This is a genomic window from Dryocola clanedunensis subsp. sulfonylureivorans (assembly GCF_016756775.1).
GTDB classification, from domain to species: domain Bacteria; phylum Pseudomonadota; class Gammaproteobacteria; order Enterobacterales; family Enterobacteriaceae; genus Dryocola; species Dryocola clanedunensis.
Map to the genome: position 1 here is coordinate 41276 of NZ_JAERMU010000022.1, position 25288 is coordinate 66563.

The 25288-nt window shown below is 53.5% G+C and carries 24 protein-coding genes; 4 read left to right on the plus strand and 20 right to left on the minus strand.

All coding sequences use genetic code 11. From position 1 onward, the window contains the following. Positions 1-10: 10 nt before the first annotated feature. The 3 genes from mnmE (at position 11) to HYQ67_RS19295 (ending at position 2912) form a co-directional block, all read left to right on the plus strand. Positions 11-1375 carry a tRNA uridine-5-carboxymethylaminomethyl(34) synthesis GTPase MnmE gene (gene mnmE, locus HYQ67_RS19285; RefSeq protein WP_202306313.1) on the plus strand — a complete coding sequence of 455 codons (1365 nt, stop codon included), beginning with the start codon at positions 11-13 and terminating at the stop codon, positions 1373-1375. A 220-nt stretch (positions 1376-1595) separates the two neighbouring features. Next, positions 1596-2321 (plus strand): 4'-phosphopantetheinyl transferase family protein, encoded by a 726-nt coding sequence (locus tag HYQ67_RS19290; RefSeq protein WP_202306316.1) that lies wholly within the window; start codon positions 1596-1598, stop codon positions 2319-2321. 24 nt (positions 2322-2345) lie between these two features. Continuing rightward, the gene (locus tag HYQ67_RS19295) at positions 2346-2912 is read left to right on the plus strand and encodes an NADPH-dependent FMN reductase (RefSeq protein ID WP_202306318.1); all 567 of its coding nucleotides are present in this window, start codon (positions 2346-2348) and stop codon (positions 2910-2912) included. Between the two features lie 46 nt (positions 2913-2958). On the opposite strand, the gene HYQ67_RS19300 is transcribed toward HYQ67_RS19295, so the two are convergent. After that, positions 2959-4110, minus strand: coding sequence for an OmpA family protein (locus HYQ67_RS19300; RefSeq protein WP_202306321.1), 1152 nt, complete (start codon positions 4108-4110; stop codon positions 2959-2961). 244 nt (positions 4111-4354) lie between these two features. Then, complete coding sequence (locus HYQ67_RS19305; RefSeq protein ID WP_202306324.1) at positions 4355-5686, minus strand: NCS2 family permease; 1332 nt, start codon at positions 5684-5686, stop codon at positions 4355-4357. Positions 5687-5866: 180 nt separating this feature from the next. Between HYQ67_RS19305 and yieH the strand changes: the two genes are divergently transcribed. Next, entirely contained in the window at positions 5867-6532 is a 666-nt protein-coding gene (gene yieH, locus HYQ67_RS19310) for a 6-phosphogluconate phosphatase (protein ID WP_202306334.1), read from the plus strand. A gap of 59 nt (positions 6533-6591) precedes the next feature. Here yieH and phoU read toward each other — a convergent pair whose 3' ends face one another. The 18 genes from phoU to mnmG all read right to left on the minus strand — a co-directional run bounded on the left by phoU (position 6592) and on the right by mnmG (position 25212). Then, positions 6592-7317: a phosphate signaling complex protein PhoU gene (gene phoU, locus HYQ67_RS19315; protein WP_202306336.1), complete on the minus strand. Its 726-nt coding sequence runs from the start codon at positions 7315-7317 to the stop codon at positions 6592-6594. Between the two features lie 13 nt (positions 7318-7330). Next, the gene (gene pstB, locus HYQ67_RS19320) at positions 7331-8104 is read right to left on the minus strand and encodes a phosphate ABC transporter ATP-binding protein PstB (RefSeq protein ID WP_202306338.1); all 774 of its coding nucleotides are present in this window, start codon (positions 8102-8104) and stop codon (positions 7331-7333) included. Between the two features lie 47 nt (positions 8105-8151). After that, the gene (pstA, locus tag HYQ67_RS19325) at positions 8152-9042 is read right to left on the minus strand and encodes a phosphate ABC transporter permease PstA (protein WP_202306340.1); all 891 of its coding nucleotides are present in this window, start codon (positions 9040-9042) and stop codon (positions 8152-8154) included. Further along, on the minus strand, positions 9039-10001 hold the full coding sequence (gene pstC / locus HYQ67_RS19330) for a phosphate ABC transporter permease PstC (protein WP_202306343.1): 963 nt from the start codon (positions 9999-10001) through the stop codon (positions 9039-9041). The genes pstA and pstC overlap by 4 nt, the downstream gene beginning before the upstream one ends. Positions 10002-10128: 127 nt before the next feature. Then, positions 10129-11169 (minus strand): phosphate ABC transporter substrate-binding protein PstS, encoded by a 1041-nt coding sequence (gene pstS / locus HYQ67_RS19335; RefSeq protein ID WP_202306346.1) that lies wholly within the window; start codon positions 11167-11169, stop codon positions 10129-10131. Between the two features lie 231 nt (positions 11170-11400). Beyond that, positions 11401-13230 (minus strand): glutamine--fructose-6-phosphate transaminase (isomerizing), encoded by a 1830-nt coding sequence (gene glmS, locus HYQ67_RS19340; protein ID WP_202306350.1) that lies wholly within the window; start codon positions 13228-13230, stop codon positions 11401-11403. Between the two features lie 211 nt (positions 13231-13441). Continuing rightward, a complete protein-coding gene (gene glmU, locus HYQ67_RS19345; protein ID WP_202306369.1) occupies positions 13442-14812 on the minus strand; it encodes a bifunctional UDP-N-acetylglucosamine diphosphorylase/glucosamine-1-phosphate N-acetyltransferase GlmU in 1371 nt (456 codons plus the stop codon). 314 nt (positions 14813-15126) lie between these two features. Beyond that, complete coding sequence (locus tag HYQ67_RS19350; protein ID WP_202306372.1) at positions 15127-15546, minus strand: F0F1 ATP synthase subunit epsilon; 420 nt, start codon at positions 15544-15546, stop codon at positions 15127-15129. Between the two features lie 20 nt (positions 15547-15566). Continuing rightward, positions 15567-16949, minus strand: coding sequence for a F0F1 ATP synthase subunit beta (gene atpD / locus HYQ67_RS19355; RefSeq protein ID WP_202306375.1), 1383 nt, complete (start codon positions 16947-16949; stop codon positions 15567-15569). Between the two features lie 28 nt (positions 16950-16977). Then, positions 16978-17841 (minus strand): F0F1 ATP synthase subunit gamma, encoded by an 864-nt coding sequence (gene atpG, locus HYQ67_RS19360; protein WP_167612918.1) that lies wholly within the window; start codon positions 17839-17841, stop codon positions 16978-16980. Positions 17842-17891: 50 nt separating this feature from the next. Further along, a complete protein-coding gene (gene atpA / locus HYQ67_RS19365; RefSeq protein WP_202306378.1) occupies positions 17892-19433 on the minus strand; it encodes a F0F1 ATP synthase subunit alpha in 1542 nt (513 codons plus the stop codon). 12 nt (positions 19434-19445) lie between these two features. Further along, complete coding sequence (gene atpH, locus HYQ67_RS19370; protein WP_202306381.1) at positions 19446-19979, minus strand: F0F1 ATP synthase subunit delta; 534 nt, start codon at positions 19977-19979, stop codon at positions 19446-19448. A gap of 14 nt (positions 19980-19993) precedes the next feature. Continuing rightward, the gene (gene atpF / locus HYQ67_RS19375; protein ID WP_202306384.1) at positions 19994-20464 is read right to left on the minus strand and encodes a F0F1 ATP synthase subunit B; all 471 of its coding nucleotides are present in this window, start codon (positions 20462-20464) and stop codon (positions 19994-19996) included. 61 nt (positions 20465-20525) lie between these two features. Then, positions 20526-20765 (minus strand): F0F1 ATP synthase subunit C, encoded by a 240-nt coding sequence (gene atpE / locus HYQ67_RS19380; RefSeq protein ID WP_004393045.1) that lies wholly within the window; start codon positions 20763-20765, stop codon positions 20526-20528. Positions 20766-20813: 48 nt separating this feature from the next. Beyond that, entirely contained in the window at positions 20814-21632 is an 819-nt protein-coding gene (gene atpB / locus HYQ67_RS19385) for a F0F1 ATP synthase subunit A (RefSeq protein ID WP_202306387.1), read from the minus strand. 8 nt (positions 21633-21640) lie between these two features. Further along, a complete protein-coding gene (gene atpI, locus HYQ67_RS19390; protein WP_202306390.1) occupies positions 21641-22021 on the minus strand; it encodes a F0F1 ATP synthase subunit I in 381 nt (126 codons plus the stop codon). A 618-nt stretch (positions 22022-22639) separates the two neighbouring features. Continuing rightward, positions 22640-23263: a 16S rRNA (guanine(527)-N(7))-methyltransferase RsmG gene (rsmG, locus tag HYQ67_RS19395; RefSeq protein WP_202306393.1), complete on the minus strand. Its 624-nt coding sequence runs from the start codon at positions 23261-23263 to the stop codon at positions 22640-22642. A gap of 59 nt (positions 23264-23322) precedes the next feature. Next, positions 23323-25212: a tRNA uridine-5-carboxymethylaminomethyl(34) synthesis enzyme MnmG gene (gene mnmG / locus HYQ67_RS19400; RefSeq protein ID WP_202306396.1), complete on the minus strand. Its 1890-nt coding sequence runs from the start codon at positions 25210-25212 to the stop codon at positions 23323-23325. Positions 25213-25288: the final 76 nt, after the last annotated feature.

Genomic DNA, 25288 nt, shown 5'->3' on the forward strand with positions numbered 1-25288 from the left:
CAGAGAAACTATGAGCCATAACGAGACAATCGTTGCCCAGGCGACCCCGCCTGGACGTGGCGGAGTCGGGATCCTGCGCGTCTCAGGCCAGCTTGCTCGCGACGTTGCGCAGGCGCTGCTGGGCAAGCTGCCAAAGCCACGCTACGCCGATTACCTGCCGTTCCGCGATGCAGACAACAGCACGCTGGATCAGGGCATCGCGCTGTGGTTCCCGGGGCCAAATTCCTTTACCGGCGAAGACGTGCTGGAACTGCAGGGCCACGGCGGGCCGGTCATTCTCGATCTGCTGTTAAAGCGCATTCTGGCTATTCCCGGCGTGCGTATCGCAAAGCCGGGGGAATTCTCTGAGCGCGCTTTTCTTAACGACAAGCTCGACCTGGCGCAGGCGGAGGCTATCGCCGACCTGATCGATGCCAGCTCAGAGCAGGCGGCCCGTTCGGCGCTGAACTCGTTGCAGGGCGCGTTTTCTGCCCGCGTAAACCATCTGGTTGAAGCGCTGACCCATCTGCGGATCTACGTTGAAGCGGCGATTGATTTCCCGGATGAGGAAATTGATTTTCTCTCCGACGGGAAAATTGAAGCGCAGCTTAATCAGGTGATGAGCGATCTGGATGCCGTGCGTGCCGAAGCACGTCAGGGCAGCCTGCTGCGCGAAGGGATGAAGGTAGTGATTGCCGGTCGTCCAAATGCCGGTAAGTCGAGCCTGCTCAATGCGCTGGCGGGTCGTGAAGCGGCCATCGTTACGGACATCGCGGGCACCACGCGAGACGTGCTGCGCGAACATATCCACATCGACGGTATGCCGCTGCACATTATCGATACCGCGGGATTACGCGAAGCAAGCGACGAAGTAGAGCGTATCGGTATCGAACGTGCGTGGAATGAGATCGAACAGGCCGACCGCGTGCTGTTTATGGTTGATGGCACAACGACAGACGCAACGGACCCGGCGGCAATCTGGCCAGACTTTATCGCCCGTCTACCCGAACGCCTGCCGATCACCGTGGTGCGTAACAAAGCGGACGTCACTGGCGAGACGCTGGGCCTGAGCGATGTGAACGGTCACTCACTTGTTCGGCTTTCAGCGCGTACCGGTGAAGGCATTGAGGTACTGCGCGACCACCTGAAACAGAGCATGGGCTTTGAAACCAATATGGAAGGTGGCTTCCTGGCTCGCCGCCGCCATCTCCAGGCGCTGGAAGAGGCCGCTACGCACCTGCAGCAGGGAAAAGCCCAGCTGCTGGGCGCATGGGCCGGAGAGCTGCTGGCTGAAGAGCTGCGCCTGTCGCAGCAGTGCCTGAGCGAAATCACCGGTGAGTTCACCTCTGACGATCTGCTGGGCCGCATTTTCTCCAGCTTCTGCATCGGGAAGTAAGTACACGCTCACTTTCTAAACACCCTGCATGGCAAAAAACGTGCAGGGTGTTTTTATTTTATAAAAGATGATTTTAGCCGTACTAAATTCTATGTATTCATCGGTATAATTAATTGATCATCTCTTGACCAATATTTACTTATTCGAGGCCGTGCGTTTAGCCTGGAAAAACCCTACAATCAAAGGAGATGTCCCATTGACCATTATCAGGGAGTGAAAAATGGCAACGCACTATGCACGATGGACAATAGATCCCAGTTATCTTTCACCGCACCTGGATGAAGATAGCCTGAATACCGCAAAAGCCCTCCCGCAGCGACGCCGCATCCGATTTCTGGCTTCCCGATCGCTACTCGCCGAACTGATATTTATGCTCTATGGCACCAAAACGCTGCCAAAAATTGTCACGACAGTGACCGGTCGTCCGCATTTTGTCGATCGCACATTGACCGATTTCAGCATTGCCTATGCTGGTAATAGCGTCGGAGTTGCACTCACGACAGAAGGTCGGTGCGGGCTGGATATGGAGCTGCGTCCGTTTGGCCGGATCCCTTCCCCTGTTTCTACATTCAGCAGCAATGAAATGGCCTGGATCAACAATCAAAACGATCCCTCTGAGGCCCGTGCCCAGCTGCGCACCCTGCGCCAGAGCGCCTGTAAACTTACCGGCAGCGATGACGAGCTGCAGTTGATGCCCGGCGCCGGACGTTTACGGGTGAAACATCAGACGCAGATTGAAGCCATCAGCGATGTGGAAGATATCCTGGTTTGGGCCTGCGCGGTATCACCCGCCGTAGAGCGACTATCATTGTGGGAGTTTGATAATCTGCACGGCTGGCACAGCCTGAAAGATGTGCAAGCCCGCCGCAGCGATCCGGACGGACGGATTATTCGTTTCTCCAGCCAGCCTTATGAAAAGCATCATTACCAAACCGATATTTCCTGAACGTCCTGACAAAATGGAGTGTTTATGTCCGATACGTTAAAGATAGTTACGTTACTGGGGAGCCTGCGCACAGGTTCATTCAACGCCATGGTCGCCCGCACGCTGCCGAAAATCGCCCCGGCGGGAATGAGCGTTGAGGCGCTGCCGTCCATCAAAGATATTCCTCTTTACGACGCGGATATGCAGCAGGATGAAGGCTTCCCGCAGACGGTAGAAGCCATCGCAGAGCAGATCCGCCGTGCGGACGGCGTGGTTATCGTCACCCCGGAGTATAACTATTCGGTTCCCGGCGGCCTGAAGAACGCTATCGACTGGCTGTCGCGCCTGCCCGAGCAGCCGCTGGCGGGGAAACCGCTACTGATTCAGACCAGTTCAATGGGGGCCATTGGCGGGGCACGCTGCCAGTATCACCTGCGTCAGATCCTGGTGTTCCTGGATGCGATGGTGATGAACAAGCCTGAGTTTATGGGCGGGGTCATTCAGAACAAGGTAGATACGCAGACTGGTGAAGTGGTTGATCAAGGCACGTTAGACCATCTTACCGGTCAGTTAACGGCATTTGGCGACTATATCAGGCGCGTAAGAGCCTAAGAGTTCATTCAGTAGATGCTCAGTACGAGCACCTACTGAATTCAGGTTACTTCAATATTTTGATATCAATACGGCGATTTTTAGCACGATTTTCTTCAGTATTATTAGGCGCGACAGGAAACTCTGAACCGAAGCCATGAGCCTCCAGATTGTCACCGTTAGCGCCTAAGTTAATTAAGCCCTGACGGACAGAGTCCGCGCGTTTTTTCGATAACTCCAGATTGAAATCTTTATCACCTGTGTTATCCGTATAGCCACCAAGTTCCAGTCTGGTATTGGGGTAGGCTTTCATTATCTCAGCGATGTTTTTCATCTGCTCTTCGGATTCAGGCTGAAGATCCGCACTGTTGGTTTTAAATTTTAGTCGGTCAAAAGACAGCCAGACAGATTTGTTGCCCTGACTTTCGATAACGCCAATCAGCTTATTTTCCATGCCTGATTCAGGAAACTTAAGCGTATTGCCATTAGGCAATTGCTTACTGATAAATGCGCCTAAATTACCCCATGAACTGGTCGTTTCAGTCGTTTTCTGTTGGAAGTAACACCCACGTAATACAAAAATAAGCAGTGCGATGAGTAGGACCCACAGCAGCCACCACGGCCATTTTTTCTTACGCTTTTTTTTCTCTGGCTCGCGGGAAATTAAAGGATAATATTCAGCTAGCTCTTCTTTGCTGAGTAAATTAACTACACCTGCAGGCACGAGCGCATCAGAATGTTTTCTATGACTTATCAGCCACTCCTTCAAAGGTAGCGAATGCTCATCACTCTTAAGAAGATACTCTTTGATCGCATTAAAGAAGAAGGCCGAGCCGACAGTCATTATTTTTCTGACTGTTTCTGCAGGAAAACCCACATAGCGGGATATTTTCCTTTCCAGCTCGGCGGTAGACTCAGGGAAAAGCAATGCATTTAATTGTTCAATCATCGCACTCAGAACTGAACTGTCATGAGAAGCCGCCTCCCAGGAAAGATGTTGCATTGATTCATAAAAAGGAAGTTGCTCCAGCATTTTCACAAAATGATCATTTAAAGCAACGGTATTCAGGCAATCAATTGTTTTGTGCATTAATAGTGGGAAGATAGCCGCGAGCGTTTTTTTAACACCTAATTCATTTTCGCCAATAACTTCAGATATTGACGTTGTCATTTCAGATGAAATCCCTGCATCCAAGTTTTCAATAATGTTATTTTTCATTTTATACAATCCATAGTATTCAAAAACCAGTCTAAATCTAAGGAACTCTTAGATTCAAAGAGTGGGGGAGTAAACACCAACAAATAGACAAGCACAACTTCATTTTCACATTCAAAATAGCTATTTCATTTATTTAAATACTGAAGAGTATGCCTGGCATTATTTTTTCCATAATGACAAATTAAAAAATTAGCCATAAAAAAAGCCGGTCATAATGACCGGCTTCGTTTCACATTTTCGACAATCAGTCGATAAACGCAATCTTCAGAATGAATAACAGCGCCACTACGATCACGCACGGGCTGAGTTCACGCCAGCGCCCCGTCCCCAGCTTCATCACCAGGTAAGAGATAAAGCCCAGCGCGATGCCTTCGGTAATAGAGAAGCTGAACGGCATCATTACCGCCGTGATAAACGCCGGAACGGCTTCGGTCAGGTCGTCCCACTTCACGCGCGACAGGCTGGACGTCATCAGTACGCCAACGTAAATCAGCGCGCCCGCGGCGGCGTAGGCCGGAACCATTCCCGCCAGCGGCGACAGGAAGATAACCAGCAGGAACAGCAGACCTACGATTACTGCGGTAAGACCGGTGCGGCCGCCGACGGAGACGCCGGAGGAGCTTTCGATATAGGCGGTAACGGATGAGGTGCCGATGAAAGCACCGGCAACGGAAGAGATGCTGTCGACATACAGCGCCTGCTTCATGCGCGGGAACTTGCCTTTGTCGTCCGTCAGCCCGGCTTTATCCGTTACGCCAATCAGCGTGCCGGAGGAGTCAAACAGGTTAACCAGCATAAAGGAGAAAATAACCCCCGCGAGGCCAATGTTCAGCGAACCGGCTAAATCCACCTGGCCGACCACGGACAGCACGTCCGGCGGCGCAGAAACAATGCCGCCGTAATGCACATCGCCCAGCATCCAGCCCAGCAGCGTGGTGACCACAATGGAGACCAGCACGGCGGCGTGGATATTACGTGAAGCCAGAATCGCGATGATAAAGAAGCCCAGCGCGCCCAGCAGCACGCTGTGCGAAGTCAGGTTACCGATGCTCACCAGCGTATCTTTGTTGGCCACGATGATGCCGGCGTTTTTCAGCCCCATCATGCCGATAAACAGGCCAATCCCGCTGGTAATACCCACGCGCAGGCTGACCGGGATATTTGCAATCATCCAGTAGCGAACGCGGAAGATGGTCAGCAGCAGCAGACCGACGGCGCCCCAGAAGATGGCCCCCATGCCGACCTGCCAGGACAGCCCCATCGCGCCAACAACCACGAAAGCAAAGAAGGCGTTCAGGCCCATCGCAGGGGCAAGTGCCACCGGCAGATTGGCGAAAATCCCCATCAGGATGCTACCCAATGCGGCGATTAAACAGGTGGTGACGAATACGGCCTGGGTGTCCATACCGGCGGCGCCAAGGATCTGCGGGTTGACGAAAACGATATACACCATCGTCAGGAAGGTCGTAAGACCGGCGATCGCTTCGGTACGTACCGTGGTGCCGTGTTCGCGCAGTTTAAACACGCGCTCGAGCAGCCCCGGATTTGCAGCCGGAGTAGATTGTGGTTGGCTCATGAGTCTTGATTCCGAACTTGAGAGGGAAAAATCCGTCGTTATCCTATACCAAAAAGGCAAAATGTTGATGGTGGAAATGGACTTTTTTTCATTCAATTTGTTTATACGGCAACGATTGCGTACCGCATTAATTGCGCAAATTGGGTAAGATGGTTCTTCACTTTTTGAGAAGGAAGCGGCATGTCCCGGATAGATGCGGTGTTCTTTGACTGCGACGGCACCCTGGTCGACAGTGAAGTAATTTGCTCCAGAGCCTACGTACATATGTTTGCGCAATACGGCATCGAACTTGCGCTCGAAGAGGTCTTTAAGACGTTCAAGGGCGTGAAGCTCTACGAAATTATCGACAATATAAGTCAACGCTATGACGTGCGCCTCGATAAAACCGAGCTTGAGCCGGTTTACCGCGCTGAAGTCGCAAGGCTGTTCGACAGTGAGTTGCAGGAGATTCTGGGGGCGAAAGCGCTTATCGAGCGGGTAAAAGTGCCGATGTGTATCGTCTCCAACGGGCCGGTCAGCAAAATGCAGCACTCGCTGGGCAGAACCGGCATGCTCGACGCTTTCCCGGACAGGCTCTACAGCGGCTACGATATTCAGCGCTGGAAACCAGACCCGGCGCTAATGTTCCACGCAGCTGATGCAATGGGCGTTGAGGTCAAAAACTGCGTGCTGGTGGACGATTCTATGGCGGGTGCGCAATCGGGCGTTGCGGCAGGCATGGAGGTCTTCTATTTCTGCGCCGATCCGCATAACACGCCGATCGATCATCCAAAAGTCACGACGTTTACGGATTTGGCACAGCTGCCGGCACTCTGGCGCGCCCGGGGCTGGGATATTACGCAATAAAAAAAGCCGGATAGCGCTAACGCTTATCCGGCCTATGATTTTTCAGATGCCGGGAAAAATTACTCTTTCGGATCGCTGCCCGCCAGCAGCTTGTCCAGCTCGTCGCCGCCCACGTGACGGAAGTCCTGTCCCTTCACGAAGTAGAAGATGAACTCGCAGATGTTCTGGCAGCGGTCGCCGATACGCTCGATGGAGCGGGCGCAGAACAGCGCGGTGAGCACGCTTGGAATCGTGCGCGTGTCTTCCATCATGTAAGTCATCAGCTGGCGCACGATGCCTTCATATTCCTGGTCAACTTTCTTGTCTTCGCGGTAGATGCGCACCGCTTCGTCCAGATCCATACGCGCGAAGGCGTCCAGCACGTCGTGCAGCATCTGCACCGTGTGGCGGCCCAGAGATTCCAGGCTAACCAGCAGCGGCTGATGCTGCTGGGAGAACTTCTCCAGCGCCGTGCGGCAGATTTTGTCCGCCACGTCACCGATGCGTTCCAGCTCGGAGATAGTCTTGATGATCGCCATCACCAGGCGCAGATCGCTGGCGGTGGGCTGACGCTTGGCGATGATGCGCACGCAGGCTTCATCGATTGCCACCTCCATCATGTTGACCTTCTGGTCACCTTCGATGACCTGCTTCGCCAGTTCGCTGTCCTGATTGTGCATCGCGGTGATCGCATCGGAGAGCTGCTGTTCCACCAGCCCGCCCATGGTCATCACCTGAGTGCGAATGTATTCCAGCTCAGCGTTAAACTGACCGGAAATGTGTTTGTTGAGATTCAGATTGTCCATTGCGTGCTCCAAATCAACCGTAGCGGCCAGTGATGTAGTCTTCAGTCTGCTTTTTCGCAGGCGTGGTGAACAGCGTGTCGGTTTCGCTGAACTCAATCAGCTCGCCCAGGTACATAAACGCCGTGTGGTCGGAGCAACGCGCCGCCTGCTGCATGTTGTGGGTAACGATAACCACGGTGTAATCCTGCTTCAGCTCGGTGATCAGCTCTTCGATACGCCCGGTTGAGATCGGGTCCAGCGCTGAACACGGCTCATCAAGCAGCAGAACATCAGGGCGAATCGCGATACCACGGGCGATGCACAGACGCTGCTGCTGACCGCCGGAGAGGCTGTAGCCGCTCTGGTGCAGCTTATCTTTGGTTTCGTTCCACAGCGCGGCCTTGGTCAGCGCCCACTGTACGCGCTCGTCCATATCGCTGCGCGACAGCTTCTCGAACAGGCGCACGCCAAAGGCGATGTTGTCATAAATCGACATCGGGAACGGCGTTGGCTTCTGGAAGACCATGCCCACTTTGGCGCGCAGCAGGGCGATATCCTGGCTGTGGGTCAGAATGTTTTCCCCGTCCAGCAGGATTTCGCCTTCGGCACGCTGATCCGGGTAGAGGGAGTACATTTTGTTAAACGTACGCAGCAGGGTGGATTTACCACAGCCTGACGGCCCAATGAACGCGGTAACCTGGTTCTTTGCGATATCCAGATTGATGTTTTTCAGGGCGTGGAACTTTCCATAGAAGAAGTTCAAATCGCGAACCTGAATTTTGCCCGAGGCGGAATCAACCATACTCATCTGTTTCTTTATCTCCGTCCGGCGCCGCCTTTGCCGCGCCGTAAAATTTAACCGTGTTTACTCTTCGAGAAAATCACGCGTGCAAGAATGTTCAGCAACAGCACGCAGAGGGTAATAATCAGTACCCCGGCCCAGGCCAGCTGCTGCCATTCGGCAAACGGGCTCATGGCGAATTTGAATATTGTTACCGGCAGGTTGGCTATCGGCTGCATCATGTCGGTGCTCCAGAACTGGTTGGAGAGCGACGTGAACAGCAGCGGCGCGGTTTCACCTGCAATACGCGCAATGGCCAGCAGCACCCCGGTGATAATCCCGGAAACGGAGGCTTTGAGCGTGATAGCAGAAATCATTTTCCACTTTGGCGTGCCCAGCGCGTAGGCCGCTTCACGCAGGCTGTCCGGCACCAGCTTCATCATGTTTTCGGTGGTTCGAATCACAATCGGGATTTGCAGCAGCGCCAGCGCTATCACCCCGGCCCAGCCGGAGAAGTGCTGCATCTTCGCCACCACCACGGTGTAAACGAACAGGCCGACCACGATGGACGGTGCGGAAAGCAGAATATCGTTAATAAAACGGATAACTTCTGCCAGCCAGGATTTGCGGCCGTACTCCGCCAGATAAATCCCGGCCAGGATGCCGAGCGGCGTACCGAATACCGTCGCCCACAGAATTAACAGGCCGCTGCCCGCCAGGGCGTTTGCCAGACCGCCACCAGCCGTATTTGGCGGAGGCGTCATTTCGGTAAACAGGGCAATCGACATGCCGTCGATGCCGCGGGTCACCGTTGAGAACAGGATCCACACCAGCCAGAACAGACCGAACGCCATGGTGCCCATAGAGAGGGTCAGGGCGATGCGATTTTTCACGCGGCGGCGCGCCTGCATCTTGCGGCGGGATTCAGCAAGCTTTGCGTCAGATTGCATTTCCATGGTGGTCATGAACGCGTCCCCTCGTTCTTCGCCAGGCGCATGATCATGAACTTAGAGATCGCCAGCACGATAAAGGTAATAACAAACAGGATCAGGCCAAGCTCCATCAGGGCTGCGGTATGCAGGCCGGATTCCGCTTCGGCAAATTCGTTGGCCAGGGCAGAGGTAATGCTGTTGCCCGGCATGTACAGCGAAGCATTGTCGAGCTGGTAGGTGTTACCGATGATAAAGGTCACCGCCATGGTTTCACCGAGCGCGCGGCCAAGGCCGAGCATCACGCCGCCAATCACACCATTTTTGGTGAACGGCAGGACGATGCGCCAGATAACCTCCCAGGTGGTGCAGCCGATACCGTAGGCTGACTCTTTCATCATCACCGGGGTTTGTTCGAACACATCGCGCATCACGGAGGCAATGTACGGAATAATCATGATGGCCAGGATCACGCCCGCGGCAAGAATACCGATACCGAACGCCGGGCCGGAGAACAGCGCGCCAACAATCGGCACGGAAGAGAGGATATTGCCCACCGGCTCCTGGAAGTAGGTCGCAAACAGCGGAGCAAAGATAAACAGGCCCCACATGCCGTACACGATACTCGGGATGGCGGCTAACAGCTCAATGGCGATGCCTAACGGGCGACGCAGCCAGCCCGGGGCCAGCTCGGTCAGGAACAGGGCGATCCCGAAGCTCACCGGCACGGCAATCAGCAGCGCAATGAACGAGGTGACCAGCGTGCCGTAGATGGGCACCAGCGCACCATAGATATCGTTTGGAGCGTCCCACTCTTTGGTCCACAGGAACGAGAAGCCAAACTTCTGGATGCTCGGCCATGAGGAGATAATCAGGGAGATGATAATGCCGCCCAGCAGCAATAGCACAATCAGCGCAGCCAGTCTTACCAGCGCGCTGAATATCATATCGCCTTGCTTGCCCGGCGCTTTGAACGTCGGCTTACTTACCGCCATAAATTACTCTTTTAGTTAAACATGTTTACGAAATCGCCGGATGGCGTCTGCGTCTGTCCGGCCTACAGTCAGAGCCGTAGGGCGGGTAAGCCTGAGGGTCACCCGCCATTTTCGTCAGAAGGCTAAATTAATACAATGCCTTACCTGAACTGTCTTTTACGTTGGTCTTCCATGCAGCGCGAACCTGTTCAACCACGGCATCCGGCAGGGATGCGTAATCCAGGTCGTTAGCCTGTTTGGCACCGTCTTTGTATGCCCAGTCGAAGAACTTCAGCACTTCGGCACCCTGCTCTGGATTCTTCTGCTCTTTGTGGATCAGGATGAAGGTGGTGGAGGTGATTGGCCACGCCTCAGCACCTTTCTGGTTAGTCAGATCCTGAGCGAAAGATTTGCTCCAGTCCGCGCCTTTCGCCGCGTTAGCAAAGTTTTCTTCAGAAGGCGCTACCGGTTTGCCGTCCGCAGAAACCAGTTTGGTGTATGCAAGGTTGTTCTGCTTAGCATAAGCATACTCAACGTAGCCGATTGAGCCAGGCAGACGCTGCACGAACGCCGCGATGCCGTCGTTGCCTTTACCGCCAAGGCCGGTCGGCCAGTTTACGGTAGAGCCCGCGCCCACTTTAGATTTCCACTCTTCGTTCACTTTCGCCAGGTAGCTGGTGAAAACGAAGGAGGTGCCGGAACCGTCAGCACGGCGCACAACGGCGATGTTCTGCTGCGGCAGTTTCATGCCAGGGTTGAGCTTAGCGATTGCCGCGTCATCCCATTTTTTAATTTTGCCGAGGTAGATATCACCCAGCGTTTTACCGTCGAGCACCAGCTCGCCGGATTTCACGCCCGGCAGGTTAACCGCCAGAACAACACCGCCGATCACGGTCGGGAACTGGAACAGGCCTTCCTGCGCCAACTTGTCATCAGCCAGTGGGGCATCAGACGCGCCGAAATCCACGGTATTAGCAATAATTTGTTTAACGCCACCGGAGGAGCCAATACCCTGGTAATTCACTTTATTACCCGTTGCTTTATTGTAGGTATCTGCCCATTTGGCATACACCGGCGCAGGGAAGGTTGCACCGGCACCGGTCAGGCTTGCGGCAGCGTTAACGCCGAAAGCGCTCAGGGATAAGGTCGCGGCGACAACAGTTGCGACGGTGGTACGCATAACTTTCATAATGTCTCCTGCAGAGGTGATAAACGTAATTCGTTGTTAAGTCGTTGCAGGGTAGAAAATAGGACAGTTTGGTGACAGATAAATGTACGAATTATGACAGTTTTATGACAGTCCCTTTCGGACATGACGCTTAAGCGAGATGTGAATTAAAAAGTATTAAAAATCAGTGAGTTTCATAGAAATAAAAAAGCTGCCCGCAGGCAGCTTCTGAAACATCTTTATGACAGTAGATTACTCAACGGTAACCGATTTCGCCAGGTTACGCGGCTGATCCACGTCGGTGCCTTTGATAAGCGCAACGTGATAAGAGAGCAGCTGCAACGGCACGGTATAGAAGATTGGGGCAATAACCTCTTCGACGTGCGGCATTTCAATGATGTGCATGTTGTCGCTGCTGGTGAAACCTGCATCCCGATCGGCGAAGACGTACAGCTGGCCACCGCGGGCGCGCACTTCTTCGATGTTGGACTTCAGTTTTTCCAGCAGTTCGTTGTTAGGTGCCACAACGATGACCGGCATATCTGCATCGATTAACGCCAGCGGGCCGTGCTTCAGTTCGCCCGCCGCGTACGCTTCAGCGTGAATATAAGAGATCTCTTTGAGCTTCAGCGCACCTTCCATGGCGATCGGGTACTGGTCGCCACGGCCGAGGAACAGCGCGTGGTGCTTGTCGGAGAAATCTTCCGCCAGCGCTTCAATGCGTTTGTCCTGGGAGAGCATCTGCTCGATGCGGCTTGGCAGCGCCTGTAAGCCGTGCACAATGTCGTGCTCAACCTGAGCGTCAGCGCCTTTCAGGCGGCTCAGCTTAGCCACCAGCATCAGCAGAACGGTCAGCTGCGTGGTGAACGCCTTGGTGGACGCTACGCCAATTTCTGTACCCGCATTGGTCATCAGGGACAGATCGGATTCCCGCACCAGCGATGAGCCAGGTACGTTACAGACCGCCAGCGATCCCAGATAGCCCAGCTCTTTGGACAGGCGAAGCGCCGCCAGGGTATCCGCCGTTTCACCGGACTGAGAAAGAGTAATCATCAGGCTGTTGCGGCGTACCGCGGATTTGCGGTAGCGGAATTCGGAAGCGATCTCCACGTCGCAAGGCACACCGGCCAGGGCTTCAAACCAGTAGCGGGAAACCATGCCGGAGTTATAAGAGGTGCCGCAGGCTACAATCTGGATGTGCTCCACCTGTGCCAGCATCTCGTTCGCTTTCGGGCCAAGCTCGGTCAAATCCACTTCGCCGTGGCTGATACGACCGGCCAGGGTATTTTTGATGGCGTTCGGCTGCTCGTAGATCTCTTTTTGCATGTAGTGACGGTAGATGCCTTTGTCACCCGCGTCATACTGCAAATTAGATTCGATGTCCGGGCGTTTAACCGCCTCGCCTTTGGTGTTGAAAATGTTGACGGAACGACGGGTCACTTCCGCGATATCGCCTTCTTCCAGGAAGATGAAGCGGCGGGTCACCGGCAGCAGCGCCAGCTGATCGGAGGCGATAAAGTTCTCGCCCATGCCGAGGCCGATAACCATCGGGCTGCCGGAACGGGCAGCCAGCAGTACGCCCGGGTTGCGGGTATCCATGATAACCGTGCCGTAGGCACCGCGCAGCTGAGGGATCGCGCGTAATACGGCTTCACGCAGCGTGCCGCCCTGCTCCAGCTCCCAGTGTACTAAGTGAGCAATCACTTCGGTATCGGTCTGGGAAACGAAGGTATACCCGCGCTCCTGCAAAGAGACGCGCAGCGGCTCGTAGTTTTCGATGATGCCGTTGTGAACCACCGCAATATGTTCGGACACATGCGGGTGAGCGTTTACTTCGGAAGGTTCGCCATGTGTCGCCCAGCGGGTGTGTGCGATCCCGGTCCCGCCATGTAGCGCGGTTTCTTCTGCGGCTTCCGCCAGCTTTTGTACTTTACCCAGACGACGCAGACGGGTCATATGACCCTGCTCGTCGACAACTGCCAGACCCGCGGAGTCATAACCACGGTATTCCAGACGGCGTAGTCCTTCGAGAAGGATTTCAGCGATATCACGTTGCGCGACCGCGCCAACAATTCCACACATAGTCGTTATTTCCTGATAATGGCGATTTCGCCATGTGTTGTCGCTGACCTGTATTTCCCGATTTACGGGGCCCCGAGCCTTGTAGAGAGTGGGGTTATAGTTTTGGTACTGCTGCAGGGCGGGCTGTTTTCGAGAACAACCTTCACCCCAGTTTTACTCGGTCCTGCATGCAGGGTGGATAAGCGAAGCGCCATCCACCGCAGACTGGAAACTACTTCTTCTTCACCGGACGCTGCCAGCCCTGAATATGGGTCTGCTTAACGCGGCTGATGACCAGCTCGTTTTCAGCAACGTTGCGGGTAACCGTGGTGCCAGCACCGATAGTTACGCCGTTCCCCACGGTCACCGGGGCCACCAGCTGTGTGTCGGAACCGACAAACACGTCGTCGCCAATAATGGTTTTGTGCTTGTTCGCGCCGTCATAGTTACAGGTGATAGTGCCCGCGCCGATATTCACGTTGTCGCCAATATCTGCATCGCCTAAATAGCTCAGGTGCCCTGCTTTGGAGCCTTTACCCAGACGCGCTTTTTTCATTTCGACGAAGTTGCCAACGTGCGCACCTTCAGCCAGTTCGGCCCCTGGGCGCAGGCGTGTAAACGGACCAATAGTGCAGGCAGCGGCCAGGGTGGCATCTTCAACTACGGTATAAGCGCTGATTTCGCAGTCGTCGCCGATAACGCAGTTCTTCAGCACGCAGCCGGTGGCGATTTTTACTCGATGGCCCAGCGTGACGTTGCCTTCAATAATCACATTAGTATCGATTTCGACATCACGCCCGTGGCTCAGCGTGCCGCGCAGGTCGAAACGCTGCGGGTCACGCAGCATCACGCCCGCCAGCAGCAGCCTGTCAGCCTGCTCGGTCTGATAAACACGCTCCAGACGAGAGAGCTGCAGACGGTTGTTCACGCCTTCCACTTCGCTGAGCCTGTCCGGATGCACCGCATTGATTTCGCGGCCTTCCTGGTGCGCCAGAGCGATGATATCGGTGATATAGAACTCGCCCTGAGCATTGTTGTTATCCAGCTTGCCCAGCCAGCGTTTCAGATCCGCACCGTTGGCAATCAAAATACCGGTGTTAATCTCATTGATTTTGCGCTGCTCATCGGTAGCGTCTTTGTGTTCCACAATTCCGACAACGGTGCCGTTTTCGCGGGCGATACGGCCATAGCCGGTTGGATCGTCAAGCTTAACGGTCAACAGGCCAATGCCGCCCTGCGGTTTTGCTTCACGCAGGCGCTGTAGCGTCTCAACGGAAATCAGCGGCACGTCGCCGTACAGCATCAGGATATCTTCGTCGTCCGCGAAGAATGGCGCGGCCTGTTGCATAGCGTGGCCGGTACCCAGCTGCTCCGCCTGTAAAACCCAGTTCAGGGAACCATCGTTAAGGGTCTGCTTCAGCAGATCGCCGCCGTGGCCGTAAACCAGATGTACATGCTGCGCGCCTAAATTTTTAGCTGCATCAATAACATGCTGAACCATTGGTTTGCCGGCGAGGGTGTGCAGCACCTTCGGGAGGTCGGAATACATGCGGGTCCCTTTGCCAGCGGCAAGGATAACCACGCTCATCGCACTGTTTGACATACGCGTCCTGACTTAAAATTGTGAGAGAAGTAAAACGATTTCACGTTGAAATATCTACATATTTTGCAGCAAAAAACGCGTTGGTGGAAATTCAGTCTTAAACAAGCGTTTTCCCTGCGCGTTGGGCTCAAGTGTAGGCAGATTAAGGACAAAAATGTATACCCGATCAACCGAAAGCAGGGCATCTCTTTGGATTTATGCTTCTTTTCGCCTGAGAATAAAGACGGCCGGTATAGAAGAGGAGGGGAACTTCATGGAGGTAAAAAAATGCCAGTGAGGAGCACTCACTGGCATTTGTCTTTTCAAGCAGGTAGTTACATCGCTTTTCTGGTCAATTCGATAACGCGTAGTTTCGCGATCGCCTTCGCCAGTTCAGCAGAAGCCTGAGCGTAGTCCACATCACCGTGGGAGCTATGGATGTGCTCTTCCGCTTTACGTTTCGCTTCCAGGGCTCGCGCTTCGTCGAGATCCTGGCCGCGAATTGCGGTATCAGCCAGCACGGTAACCGTGCCTGGCTGCACTTCCAACACACCACCGGACAGGTAGATGAACTCTTCTTGTCCGTGCTGTTTAACGATGCGGATCATACCAGGCTTAATGGCGGTGAGCAGCGGCGCGTGACCCGGGAAAATACCCAGCTCGCCTTCGCTACCCGTTACCTGGATCTTCTCGACCAGACCGGAGAACATTTGGCTCTCCGCGCTGACGACGTCCAGGTGATATGTCATTGCCATGTCACCCTCCGATTAAGGCGTTAAAGTTTTTTAGCTTTCTCAACGGCTTCGTCGATAGTACCAACCATGTAGAACGCCTGCTCTGGCAGATGGTCATATTCGCCGTCCATGATGCCTTTAAAGCCACGGATAGTATCTTTCAGCGATACGAACTTGCCCGGAGAACCGGTAAAGACTTCTGCTACGAAGAACGGCTGAGACAGGAAGCGCTGGATCTTACGCGCACGTGCTACAACCAGTTTATCTTCTTCAGAAAGCTCATCCATACCAAGAATGGCGATGATGTCTTTCAGTTCCTGGTAACGTTGCAGAATAGACTGCACGCCACGCGCGGTGTCGTAGTGTTCCTGACCAACAACCAGCGGATCTAACTGACGGCTGGTGGAATCCAGTGGATCTACCGCAGGGTAGATACCCAGAGACGCGATGTTACGGCTCAGTACCACGGTTGCATCTAAGTGAGCAAAGGTGGTTGCTGGGGATGGGTCAGTCAAGTCATCCGCAGGTACGTATACCGCCTGAACAGAAGTGATGGAGCCCGTTTTGGTGGAGGTAATACGCTCCTGCAAAACACCCATCTCTTCAGCCAGAGTTGGCTGATAACCTACCGCAGATGGCATACGACCCAGCAGTGCAGATACTTCTGTACCGGCCAGGGTATAACGGTAAATGTTATCCACGAACAGCAGAACGTCACGACCTTCGTCACGGAACTTCTCAGCCATGGTCAGGCCGGTCAGTGCTACGCGCAGACGGTTACCTGGTGGCTCGTTCATCTGGCCATAAACCAGGGATACTTTGTCCAGAACGTTGGAGTCGGTCATTTCGTGGTAGAAGTCGTTACCCTCACGAGTACGCTCACCCACGCCTGCAAACACGGAGTAACCGGAGTGCTCGATCGCGATGTTACGAATAAGCTCCATCATGTTTACAGTTTTACCAACGCCCGCACCACCGAACAGACCAACTTTACCGCCCTTAGCGAACGGGCAAATCAGGTCCATTACTTTGATGCCGGTTTCCAGCAGATCCTGGGAGCTGGACAGCTCTTCGTAGCTTGGCGCAGGACGGTGAATCGCCCAACGCTCTTCTTCGCCGATATCGCCTTTCATGTCGATAGGCTGGCCCAGGACGTTCATGATACGGCCCAGGGTTGCTTTACCTACCGGCACTTCAATTGGGTGATCGAGGTTAGAAACTTCCAGACCACGACGCAAACCATCAGACGTACCCATGGCGATAGTACGCACTACGCCACCACCTAACTGCTGCTGAACTTCCAGCACCAGACGGTCATTACCATTTGTAACCTCAAGAGCGTCGTACACTTTTGGTACGGCATCCTGAGGGAACTCGACGTCCACCACGGCGCCGATTACCTGGATAATCTTTCCAGTAGCCATCTCGAATCCTCTAAATACGTAAACCTGGTTATACCGCGGACGCGCCACCGACGATTTCGGTGAGCTCCTGAGTAATGCTGGCCTGACGAGCTTTGTTGTATACCAACTGCAGCTCTTTAATCAGGCTGCCGCCATTGTCGGTAGCGGCTTTCATCGCCACCATTCGTGCGGCCTGCTCGCTGGCCAGGTTTTCTACGACGCCCTGATAAACCTGAGATTCCACATAACGACGCAGCAGGGTGTCCAGCAGTGCCTTTGGATCAGGTTCATACAGATAGTCCCAGGATTTCTTTTTCAATTCGCCGTCGTCTGCTGGCGGTAACGGCAGCAGCTGGGTGATTGTCGGAACCTGAGACATTGTGTTAATAAATTTGTTGCTGACAACGTACAGCTTGTCCAGACGGCCTTCATCGTAGGCCTGCAACATCACTTTCACCGGGCCAATCAACTCGGACAGGGAAGGGTTATCGCCCATACCGGTCACCTGAGCAACAACATTGCCGCCCACAGAGTTGAAGAAAGAGACGCCCTTAGAGCCGATCATCGCGATTTCGCTCTGAACGCCTTTATCGGACCATCCTTTCATGTCAGCCAGCAGCTTTTTGAACAGGTTAATGTTCAAGCCACCGCACAGACCACGGTCAGTGGACACCACCAGGTAGCCCACGCGTTTAACTTCGCGTTCATCCAGGTAGGGGTGTTTGTATTCAAGATTACCCAGAGCAAGGTGGCCAATCACTTTACGCATGGTGTCTGCGTAAGGACGGCTGGCTGCCATACGTTCCTGCGATTTACGCATTTTGGACGCGGCGACCATTTCCATTGCTTTGGTGATCTTCTGCGTGTTCTGGACGCTTGCGATCTTACTACGTATCTCTTTTGCGCCGGCCATGAGCTTCTCCTCAATGCCTTGCGGCTTGCCCTAAGACAAGCCGCCAGACTTTACCAGGACTGAGTTGCTTTGAAGGAATCGAGGATGCCTTTCAGCTTGCCTTCGATTTCGTCGTTATAGCCACCAGATTGGTTGATTTCTTGCATCAGCGGAGCATGGTCACGGTCAACGTAAGCCATCAGAGCGGCTTCGAAGCTACCGATTTTGGCCAGTTCCACATCTTCGAGGTAACCGCGTTCAGCAGCGAACAGAACCAGAGACTGATGCGCAACGGACATTGGCGCATACTGTTTCTGCTTCAGAAGCTCGGTCACTTTCTGACCGTGGTTCAGCTGCTTACGGGTCGCATCGTCAAGGTCGGATGCAAACTGAGAGAACGCTGCAAGTTCACGATACTGTGCCAGCGCGGTACGGATACCACCGGACAGTTTTTTCATGATCTTGGTCTGCGCTGCACCACCAACACGGGATACGGAGATACCCGGGTTAACCGCTGGACGAATACCGGCGTTAAACAGGTTGGATTCCAGGAAGATCTGACCATCGGTAATGGAAATTACGTTGGTCGGAACGAACGCGGAAACGTCACCAGCTTGCGTTTCGATAATTGGCAGCGCGGTCAGTGAACCGGTTTTCCCTTTCACTTCACCTTTAGTGAATGCTTCAACGTAATCGGCGTTAACACGCGCAGCACGTTCCAGCAGACGGGAGTGAAGATAGAAAACGTCGCCCGGATAAGCTTCACGACCTGGTGGACGACGAAGCAGCAGGGAAATCTGACGGTAAGCAACGGCCTGTTTAGACAGATCGTCATAAACGATCAGTGCGTCTTCACCGCGGTCACGGAAGTATTCACCCATTGCGCAGCCGGAGTACGGTGCCAGGTATTGCAGCGCAGCAGATTCTGATGCGGTTGCAACAACAACGATGGTGTTTGCCAGCGCGCCGTGCTCTTCCAGTTTACGAACCACGTTAGAGATAGTGGACGCTTTCTGGCCGATAGCAACATAGATACATTTGATGCCGGAATCGCGCTGGTTGATGATGGCATCAATGGCCAGTGCGGTTTTACCGGTCTGACGGTCACCGATGACCAGCTCACGCTGACCACGGCCGATTGGAATCATGGCATCAACAGATTTATAGCCAGTCTGTACAGGCTGGTCTACGGACTGACGCTCGATTACGCCCGGAGCGATGGCTTCAACGGCTGAGAAGCCGTCGTGGTCCAGTGGACCTTTACCGTCGATGGGTGCACCCAGGGTGTTCACCACGCGGCCCAGCAGGCCACGACCGACAGGAACTTCAAGAATACGGCCAGTACACTTAACTTTCATGCCTTCGGCAAGGTCAGCGTACGGACCCATTACTACAGCACCTACAGAGTCGCGCTCGAGGTTCAGTGCAATAGCGTAACGGTTACCCGGCAGGGAGATCATCTCACCCTGCATAACATCGGCCAGGCCGTGTACACGGATGATACCGTCACTGACGGATACGATAGTACCTTCGTTGTGAGCTTCGCTCACCACATTGAACTGAGCAATGCGCTGCTTGATCAGTTCGCTGATTTCGGTGGAATTCAGTTGCATGCTCCAGTCCCCTTAAGACTGCAAGACGTCTGCCAGGCGATCAAGACGGGCGCGTACGCTACCATCAATGACCATATCACCCGCTCGGATGATGACACCTGCCATTACAGACTTGTCAATTTTGCAATTCAGCTTCACTTTGCGTGACAGACGTTTTTCCATCGCGGCGCTGATTTTCGAAAGCTGGGTTTCATTCAGTGCGTTTGCGGAAGTCACTTCGACTTCAACGGTAGCCTCCTGGGCTGCGCGCAACTGAACAAACTGCTCAAGAACATCAGGAAGAACCTTCAGACGCCCGTTCTCAGCCATCACCTTAATCAGGTTCTGGCCGTTAGCGTCGAGTTGGTCACCACAGATGGCGATAAACGACTCAGAGAGAGTTTCCGGCGCCAGTGCACCAGAAAGAAGCTCTGCGATTTGTTCGTTTTCAGACACTTCGGCGGCAAAAGCCAGCATCTGCTGCCAGCTCTCTACGCTTTGGTGTTCAACGGCAAAGTCAAAAGCTGCTTTGGCGTAGGGGCGAGCTACAGTTACAAATTCAGACATCAGCCCCTCCCTCCTTACAGTTCAGCGACCAGTTTATCAACGATGTCGCTGTTAGCAGCTTCATCCACGGAACGTTCAATGATCTTCTCAGCGCCGGCAATTGCCAGCAGAGCGACTTGCTTACGCAGCTCTTCGCGAGCGCGCTTACGCTCCGCATCGATTTCTGCCTGGGCTTGAGCCACGATTTTGTTACGTTCCTGCTCTGCCTCGGTTTTCGCTTCTTCGACGATCTGAGCGCGGCGTTTGTTCGCCTGCTCGATGATCACCTGAGCTTCCGCTTTGGCTTTTTTCAGCTGGTCGGTCGCGTTGGCCTGTGCAAGGTCAAGGTCCTTTTTAGCACGTTCTGCAGAAGAGAGACCGTCAGCAATTTCTTTTTGACGCTTCTCGATGGCTGCCATTAATGGCGGCCATACATACTTCATGCAGAACAGAACAAACAGGACAAACGCGATGGCCTGGCCGAGGATTGTTGCGTTAAGATTCACAGCACAATGCCTCTTTGTTAGTTAACGTTCTGATATTGCTTGGTATCTTAAGCAACGCTCACTACGCGACGGCGAACATCACGTACAGACCCAGACCAACAGCGATCATTGGGATTGCATCCACCAGACCCATTACGATAAAGAACTGAGTACGCAGCAGAGGGATCAGATCCGGTTGACGCGCTGCGCCTTCCAGGAATTTACCTCCGAGGATGCCGATACCGATCGCAGCACCGATTGCCGCAAGACCCATCATAATAGCGGCAGCCATGTACAGCAGATCCATATTCAGGTTTTCCATGACAGTCTCCAGTTTGTTTCAGTTAAAACGCAGTAGTGGTAAGTAAAATCAATGCTCTTCAGACGCCATCGACAGATAGACGATCGTCAGAACCATGAAGATGAAGGCTTGCAGCGTAATGATCAGGATGTGGAAAATGGCCCAAGGCACATTCAGAATCCACTGTGACCACCACGGCAACAGTCCAGCAATCAGAATGAAAATCAGCTCACCGGCATACATGTTGCCGAACAGTCGTAGACCAAGAGAGATTGGTTTGGACAGCAGGCTTACCCCTTCAAGGATTAAGTTGACAGGAATAAATGCCCAGTGATTGAACGGCTGCAGCGTCAGCTCTTTCGTGAAGCCGCCAATGCCTTTCATTTTGATGCTGTAGAAAAGAATCAGGATAAATACGCCAAGCGCCATGGAGAGGGTGATGTTCACGTCAGCAGACGGTACCACACGCAGGGCTGGCAGGCCGAAGATGTGCTCGCCGATAAACGGCAGCAGATCGATTGGCAGTAAATCCATCAGGTTCATCAGGAACACCCAGACGAAGACCGTCAGGGCCAGTGGAGCAATGACCTTGCTTTTGCCATGATACATGTCTTTCACGCTGTCATGGACAAAACCAATAATCAGCTCAACAGCTGTCTGAAGTTTACCCGGCACGCCGCTGGTTGCATTTTTCGCAACTCGACGGAAGATAACCAGGAACAAGAGACCCAGAACCACTGAGAAGAACATGGAGTCAATATTGAGCGTCCAGAAGGTGGCCGGGGGGTTATGCGGATCCACCAGCGAGAAAGTACGCAGGTCCAACTGAAGGTTATTCAGGTGGTGGCCTATATACTCCTGCGGTGTAGAGATTTCTCCTGCAGACATGATGCCTCTTACCCTTTGTTGTTAATTACAGCTGGTGCGAGTATCTGCACAACCAGCACCGATAACCAGGTCACTATCAGCGGCAAGACTACCGCCTTATACCCTACCAGCGCCACCACCAGGATGCTAAAACTCGCAGCCACCTTTAGCACTTCGCCTATGGCAAATGTCCAGGCCATACGGCCTTTTGCGGGTGTATGCGCCTGATGACGCCAGGCAAAAATCATAAATACAACATTTGGCAACCAGGCTGCCAGGCCTCCGCCTATCGCAGAAGCGCCCCAGAAGGGGTCTTTCAGACAGAACAACAATCCCATTGTTATCACTGCCAAAAACTGGAGGAACAGTAGCTTGCGGGCTACGTTTCGACTCAAGAGCGACACTGACATAACGTAATCATCTCCTGCTCCTTAAGAGGTATGTCGCGTATCGTATAAAACTGCCTTTGCGACTTTGAGTCAAGCCACAAAAAGCGAGCAAATTATACGGTGCTACCCCGTGATTTCAAACATTAAGTAGCAAAAAGGTGAACAAATGTTTAAATAATTTTCTGTACACTTCTTTTTCAACTTTTGCAGAAAGCAGCCATTTTTAACGAAAACTGCAAATCAGCTGAAATAGCGCTCAACAAAGCGTGTTGAAGATCACAATTCAAACATCTCACATCCACGCTCAATTTGTCTGGGTCATAAAGTGCTAACCGCATCTGACTGATTAATAAGCTGAATAATGGACACTCTTTTGAAAACAACCCGCAACAGAGTAAAAACACTCCATTGACATTCTCAGTAAACAATTAACAACCACAGAAGAGGTTTTGCTCGGGTATTTTTAGCAGGGTTATATTTTCATGGTTTACTAACCCTCAGAAAACCCATTGCCCCACCGTTAAAAAATCCAGGTTAGATCGTTAACAGTTTGTTGAGTGTAACCAATCATGTCAGTGCATTCCCCCTCAGCTTTTAACCTTCGTGAAACACTGCTTTTTCCACTTTTTTTGATAAAAATTAATTTTTGTTTGGCTTAATAACGACCAGGTGGCGCTCACCATCCAGTTCAGGCACCTGCAAACGGACAATCTCTTCAACGCTAAAGGCTTCTGGCAGCTGAGCTATTTCATCATCCGGACGTAACCCTTTGAGTGCATAAAACTTGCCGCCCTGCCCCGGGAGATGGTGACACCAGCTAACCATATCCGTCAGTGAAGCAAATGCCCGGCTGATAACGCCATCAAATGGCGGTTCCGCAGGAAACTCTTCCACACGGCTTTGAACCGGAGTGATGTTATCCAGATGCAGCTCATGCTGAACCTGCCGCAGGAAGCGCACGCGCTTGCCTAAGCTGTCGAGTAGGGTGAAATGCGAGTCAGGACGAACAATGGCTAATGGAATGCCAGGCAGCCCTGGTCCTGTACCAACATCGATAAAACGCGATCCTTGCAGGTGCGGTTCAACGACAATGCTGTCGAGGATATGGCGCACCAGCATTTCGTCAGGATCGCGAACTGACGTCAGATTATAGGCCTTATTCCACTTATGCAGCAGTTCAACATAGCCCACCAGCTGCAGTTTCTGGTTTTCAGGAAGCGTGATGCCTGCGTTAGCCAGCAGACGATTCAGTTTGTTTAGCACGGTTATCAGTACCCATTAAAAAAAGAGGCCAGGATAACCTGGCCCGGATCAATACGTTATCAGGCGCTGCGGCGCAGTAGCCCCTGTTTTTTTAGCCAGATGAGCAAAATGGAGATCGCGGCCGGTGTGATCCCCGAAATACGCGATGCCTGCCCGATCGAGACAGGTTTGTGATCGTTAAGTTTGGCGATCACTTCGTTGGACAGCCCGTTGACCTGGCTGTAATCCAGCGTGGCCGGTAAAACGGTGTTCTCATTACGCAGCTGTTTGTCGATCTCATCCTGCTGGCGAGCGATATACCCTTCGTACTTAACCTGAATCTCGACCTGCTCGGCAGACTGCGGATCGGCAAGACCCGGTGCGAATGCGGACAGCTCCATCATGCTGGCATAGGTCATTTCCGGGCGACGCAGTAAATCTTCGCCGTTTGCCTCGCGGGAGAGCGGCGCGCTGAGCTTCGCGTTAACTTCTTCGACCTGCGCTGAGTGCGGGTGCAGCCAGATGTCTTTCAGACGCTGGCGCTCGAGCTCAATGCTCTCAAGCTTCTCGTTGAAGCGCGCCCAGCGTTCGTCGTCCACCAGCCCCATCTCACGACCCGCAGCGGTTAAGCGCAGATCTGCATTGTCTTCACGCAGCATCAGGCGGTATTCGGCACGGGAGGTGAACATGCGGTACGGTTCTTTGGTCCCCAGAGTGCAGAGATCGTCAACCAGAACGCCAAGGTAGGCCTGATCGCGACGCGGAGCCCAGCCTTCTTTTTCGGCGGAGTAGCGTCCAGCATTAAGGCCAGCCAGCAGCCCCTGTGCCGCAGCTTCTTCGTACCCGGTGGTGCCGTTGATTTGTCCGGCAAAGAACAGCCCCTGGATGTATTTGCTTTCCAGAGTAGGTTTCAGATCGCGAGGATCGAAGAAGTCGTACTCGATGGCATAGCCCGGGCGAACGATCTTCGCGTTTTCCATCCCCTGCATGGAGCGGACGATCTGCATCTGGACGTCAAACGGCAGGCTGGTGGAGATGCCGTTCGGGTAAACTTCGTTGCTGGTAAGCCCTTCCGGCTCAAGGAAGATTTGATGCTGGTTGCGGTCGGCAAAGCGCATCACTTTGTCTTCGATGGACGGACAGTAGCGTGGGCCAATCCCCTCGATCACGCCTGCATACATCGGGCTGCGGTCGAGGTTATTACGAATAACGTCGTGCGTTTTTTCGTTGGTGTACGTGATGTAGCACGGTACCTGCGCGGGATGCTGGCTCACGTTCCCCATGAACGAGAAGACTGGCATCGGGTTATCCCCGTGCTGCTGGGCAAGTACGCTGAAATCGATAGTCCGGGCATCAATGCGCGGTGGCGTACCTGTCTTCAGGCGGTTTACGCGCAGAGGGAGTTCACGCAGACGGCGTGAAAGCGAAATGGACGGCGGATCGCCTGCACGGCCACCGCTGTAGTTATCCAGTCCGATATGAATTTTTCCGTCAAGGAAAGTCCCGACGGTCAGCACGACGGATTTAGCGCGGAATTTAAGCCCCATCTGGGTTACCGCACCCACCACACGATCGTTCTCGACAATCAGATCTTCAACCGCCTGCTGGAAGATCATCAGGTTTGGCTGGTTCTCCAGGGCGGTTCGTACAGCCTGGCGATACAGCACGCGGTCAGCCTGAGCACGAGTGGCTCGTACGGCCGGGCCTTTGCTGGCGTTTAGTATTCTAAACTGTATGCCAGCATGATCGATCGCCTTCGCCATCAGTCCGCCCAGCGCGTCCACTTCTTTAACCAGATGTCCCTTGCCAATACCGCCGATCGCCGGGTTACAGGACATCTGTCCCAGCGTGTCGATATTGTGTGTCAGAAGTAGGGTCTGTTGACCCATTCGGGCTGCGGCCATAGCGGCCTCGGTGCCTGCATGACCCCCGCCAATGATGATGACGTCAAAAGGATCTGGATAAAACATGGTGACTGCCTCGTGGTTAAACGGGAGGGTGACTGATTCCCGGGATGGCGATTCTACTCAACTTTAGCCGATGGAG